Annotated in this window: 2 protein-coding genes; both read left to right on the top strand. The window is 49.0% G+C overall.

The window, feature by feature from the left end:
* Nucleotides 1-1,379, top strand: a 1,379-nt coding sequence (locus ACTG33_RS15540) for a peptide chain release factor 3 (RefSeq protein WP_439136135.1), incomplete at its 5' end; no start/stop codon positions are given.
* 150 nt (nt 1,380-1,529) lie between these two features.
* Entirely contained in the window at nt 1,530-2,120 is a 591-nt protein-coding gene (locus tag ACTG33_RS15535) for a 1-acyl-sn-glycerol-3-phosphate acyltransferase (RefSeq protein ID WP_439136134.1), read from the top strand.
* Nucleotides 2,121-2,148: the final 28 nt, after the last annotated feature.

The raw sequence follows: 2,148 nt of genomic DNA, 5'->3' as shown, positions 1-2,148 counted from the left end.
TGACCTCGTCAGTGATGCAGTTTCCCTATCGGGATCGGATGGTTAACCTGCTGGACACCCCAGGGCACGAGGATTTCTCTGAAGATACCTACCGCACTCTGACCGCTGTCGATTCCGCCCTGATGGTGGTCGATGGCGCGAAAGGTGTGGAGGATCGAACCATCAAATTGATGGATGTTTGTCGTCTTCGGGATACCCCCATTATCAGCTTTGTGAACAAAATGGATCGCGATATTCGCGACCCCATTGATTTGCTGGATGAAATTGAAGAAGTTCTGAAAATTGAAGGAGCCCCCATCAATTGGCCTATCGGCATGGGCAAGGAATTTAAGGGCGTCTATAACCTCTATACCGACACGATTCATGTGTTTGAACGCGGTTCCAACTACGTGATTCCGGAAGATGTTCAGATTCAAGGGCTGGAGAGTGACGAAGCCAAAGATTTACTGGGTGTGTATTACGACGACTTTCTGGAAGAGATTGAGCTGGTTCGCGGTGCCAGCCACGAGTTTGACGTAGAAGCCTTTCTGGCCGGCAAATTGACGCCGGTATTTTTCGGAACCGCTCTGGCCAATTTCGGTGTGCGGGAAATGCTGGATGGTTTTGTAGAATGGGCGCCTGCTCCGCTGCCGCGTCCTACGGAAACCCGTGAGGTGATGGCAGACGAAGAGCCTTTCTCTGGCTTTGTCTTTAAGATTCAGGCCAACATGGATCCAAAGCACCGCGACCGGGTGGCTTTTATGCGTATCTGTTCGGGTTCCTATAAAAAAGGCATGAAAATGAAGCACACCCGCTTGGGCAAGGATGTCAAAATTGCCGACGCAGTGAGCTTCAAGGCCGGTGAGCGAGTCATGGTGGAAGAAGCCTTTTCCGGAGATATCATTGGGCTACACAATCACGGCACCATTCAGATTGGCGATACCTTTACCGAGGGTGAAACACTCAAGTACACCGGGATTCCGCATTTCGCGCCGGAACTGTTCCGTAAGATTCGCTTGAAAGACCCTCTCAAAACCAAGCAATTGCAAAAAGGTTTGCAGCAGTTGTCGGAAGAGGGTTCCACTCAGGTATTCTTTCCGGAACGCTCTAACGACATCGTTGTAGGTGCTGTCGGGGTTCTGCAGTTCGAAGTGGTCGCCTATCGTTTGAAAGACGAATACAAAGTTGAGGCGATTTACGAGCCTGTCAGTGTCAACACTGCCCGTTGGGTTGACAGTGAGGACGACAAGAAATTTGAAGAGTTTAAGCGCAAGTGTGCGGATAATTTAGCCATTGATGGTGGTGGCCACCTGACGTATCTGGCTCCGACCAGGGTCAATTTATCCCTCACCGAAGAGCGTTATCCCGAAGTTCGATTCCGTGCGACACGTGAACACTAGAGTGTGGTGCGTAATCGTTATCAACAATTAATAACAGAACGATAAAGTTTCTGTGGTCGACTCATAATCTCCAATCGGAATGGTTGAGTCGTAAGGCGCGAACATACGCGCTGCCACAAGGGATTAGCTTGAGAGAGACAGAGAAAAATCATGACGATCGAATCCACGATACCTGAACAGATGCCTCAGCGTGTGCCGGGGTTTTCGCAAAAATTTGGACGCTTTGTATTGCGTCTGATGGGGTGGAAGTTGACGGGGCAGTTGCCGAATGAACCTAAAGTGATGGTGATTTTGGCTCCTCACACGTCAAATTGGGACTTTATTGTTGCGGTGGGAGTGTTACTGGCGCTCAACCTAAAGATTTCCTTCATGATGAAGAAAGAGGCGTTTTTCTGGCCTTGCAAAAATATGTTCATGAATTTCGGCGCGATTCCTATTGATCGCAGAGAGGCCCGGGATGTGGTTACCCAGGCGGCGGGATGGTATAAGGATCACGAAAAGGTTTGGTTGGGCATTACCCCGGAAGGTACTCGCAGTAAGGTTCATTCTTGGAAAACCGGCTTTTTACGCATTGCTCACGCAGCGGATGTCCCTATTATGCTGGTGGGGATGGATGCAACCAAAAAGAGTGTGATCGTTGATAAAGTCATTCGTGCAACAGGTGAGCATGAGACACAGGCGGAAGAAATTCGTCAGTATATGAACGACAAATTCATCGGGATTAACCCCAAAAATCAATAATCTATACTTGTGGGAAGTCTTCTGAAAA

This window comes from Pseudomaricurvus sp. (assembly GCF_965662505.1).
Taxonomy (GTDB): Bacteria; Pseudomonadota; Gammaproteobacteria; order Pseudomonadales; family Cellvibrionaceae; genus Pseudomaricurvus.
Note: the sequence above shows the minus strand (reverse complement) of the source record. Positions and strands in the feature narration are given on the sequence as shown.